Here is a 458-nt window from a genome sequence, read left to right on the forward strand (position 1 = left end):
CAATAGCACATGGCCCGCTGCTTCCAGCGTTTCCGCCTGAACTACTCGTCCTTTTCGACGATTCTCGCTGAGCAGTCGGGTTTTACTGATTAATGCTTTTTCGGGAGGAAGTGATACGGCAATGAGACGTGCCGGAAAGGGAGCTCCGGCTTTTTTATTACCTGAATTGCCTATCATTACAGTGGTTTCACCGTTCTTACCGCAATCCAGCCCGCGCAGAAAACCCATCATGTCAAAGCGCATTCCTTCTGCAGTTAACCAGCGCAATCCTCGCCAGTGAACCCGGACGATATAATCAGCTTCTCCAAAAGCAAGTGAGCGGATACATTCGGGACGCGAACCGAATCCCCGGTCAGCAATGCGTATCTCGTCTGCCGTTTGCGCAAATCGGTCCAGCCGTTCAGCGTCTCTGCTGTCGGTTAGCTCAAAATCAGTGAACTGACAGGTATGAGGATCAT

Annotated in this window: 1 pseudogene; it reads right to left on the reverse strand. The window is 51.3% G+C overall.

The features are described 5' to 3' along the window. Nucleotides 1-458, reverse strand: a pseudogene (locus QC282_RS32495) (IS4-like element IS421 family transposase); the annotation flags it as partial.

This window comes from Streptomyces sp. DH24 (assembly GCF_029813775.1).
Classification (GTDB): domain Bacteria; phylum Actinomycetota; class Actinomycetes; order Streptomycetales; family Streptomycetaceae; genus Streptomyces.